The sequence below is a fragment of the uncultured Clostridium sp. genome (genome assembly GCF_934754925.1).
Lineage (GTDB): Bacteria > Bacillota > Clostridia > Clostridiales > Clostridiaceae > Clostridium.
Genome location: NZ_CAKVJA010000109.1, coordinates 1 through 1,910 on the forward strand (window position 1 = coordinate 1; position 1,910 = coordinate 1,910).

Annotated in this window: 2 protein-coding genes; one reads left to right on the forward strand and one right to left on the reverse strand. The window is 24.9% G+C overall.

Annotated features, from left to right (window positions below; all coding sequences use genetic code 11):
* Positions 1-210, reverse strand: a 210-nt coding sequence (locus Q0G30_RS14230) for a hypothetical protein (protein WP_294391413.1), incomplete at its 3' end; no start/stop codon positions are given.
* Positions 211-479: 269 nt separating this feature from the next.
* Between Q0G30_RS14230 and Q0G30_RS14235 the strand changes: the two genes are divergently transcribed.
* On the forward strand, positions 480-1,775 hold the full coding sequence (locus Q0G30_RS14235) for a hemolysin family protein (protein WP_294346559.1): 1,296 nt from the start codon (positions 480-482) through the stop codon (positions 1,773-1,775).
* Positions 1,776-1,910: the final 135 nt, after the last annotated feature.

A 1,910-nucleotide genomic window follows, 5' to 3' on the forward strand; every position in this document is an offset into this window, starting at 1 on the left:
ATCATTTGCTTCATCTAATAATTTTGTTGTTTCTTCCTCACTAAGCTTTAAATTATTAATATAGTTAATAATATTATCACTATACTCCTCTGGAACCCCTACACTATCTAATTTTTCTTCTATTAAATTCAATGTCTCGCTATGTACATATATAATTGATATATTTAAGACTAAAAAAGCAATTATAAGTATTCTAAAAATCTTCTTCATATTAATTTGCTAACTCCTTTATAGATAAATTAATCTATCTTAATTATTGCCACAGACATACTAATTATTACATTGTAATAAAAATATTTATGTCCTAAATTTCTTCATTTTACCTTGTTTTTTACTAAATATATCTATTTTTATAATTTAATTACTTTGTAGTTGATATATCATTTATTTATATTAATTTAAATATATTTACTTAATTTGTTATTAAAATTTGTACATGCTATAATATTCTCATCATATTTTTAGGAGGGATTTTTTTAATGGACGATAGCTCGGGGAGTAGTATTATTCTTATTCTTATACTCGTAATAGTAAACGCATTTTTTGCATCTGCTGAAATGGCTATAGTATCAATCAACAAGACAAAATTAAATTTATTAGCTGAGGACAATAATAAGAAGGCAAAATTATTATTAAACTTACTTAAAGATGCTAGTGGATTCTTAGCTACAATACAAGTTGGTATTACATTTGCTGGATTTTTTGCATCTGCTTCAGCTGCAACATCAATTTCTAAAGGATTTGGAACCTATTTAAATAATTTAGGAATTCCTTATGGTAATGATATAGCTTTAATATTAACTACCTTAATAATATCCTATATAACTTTAGTACTTGGTGAATTGGTACCTAAAAGAATAGCATTACAAAATGCAGAAAAGGTTGCTATGTTTAGTGTAAAACCTATAATATTTATTTCCAAATTTACAAAACCATTCGTATGGTTTCTCTCTATTTCAACTAACTCTATTTTAAGATTATTTGGAATAAAAGATAAATCTGGTGAGGAAAAAATATCAAGGGAGGAAATCAGAAGTTTAGTTGAACTTGGTGAAGAACAAGGTGCAATCAACCAAACTGAAAGAACCATGATAGATGGTATAATTAAGTTTGATGACATCTTAGCTCGTGAAATAATGACTCCAAGAACTGAAACATTTTGTATTGAAGCTAATTCTAATGTTAAAGAAAATATAAATTTAATATTGCAAGAAAACTATTCAAGAATTCCTGTTTATGAAAATGATATTGATAATATTATTGGTGTCATTTATATGAAAGATATATTTTCAGAGATAATAAAAAAAGGAATCGAAAATGTTAATATTAAAAGTATTATTAGAAAACCATATGTAGTTCCAGAAACTAAGTCTATAGACATACTTCTTAAAGAATTACAGGATTCTAAAAACCATATAGCAATACTTATAGACGAGTATGGTGGATTTTCAGGAATAGTTACCTTAGAAGACTTACTTGAAGAAGTAGTTGGCGATATTCAAGACGAATATGATGAAAAAATTGATTATATCGAAAAAATTGATGCTAACACTTATATAGCTAATGGATTAGTTAGCATTTTAAATTTAAATAAGCATTTAAATTTAGATTTTAAATCAGATTCTATAGATACTTTAGGTGGGTTAATAATTGAAAATATAAATACTGTACCTAATAAGTATATTAATAAAGAAATTACTATTGATTCAGTAAAGTTTAAGATTTTGTCTGTAACAGGCAAAAGAATAAATAAAGTACAAATATCAATATTATAATATTAAAAATTACAATACCGTATATCCTAAATTGGTTATACGGTATTTTTTATTTATATCTATTTATCTTTAAAATATTCTACTATATATTCAACAATCCTTGAACAAGCCTTTCCGTCTCCATAAGGATTTACT

Excerpts from the sequence above, each read along its gene's own strand:
- Q0G30_RS14235 (WP_294346559.1), top strand. The coding sequence starts at position 480 with ATGGACGATAGCTCGGGGAGTAGTATTATTCTTATTCTTATACTCGTA.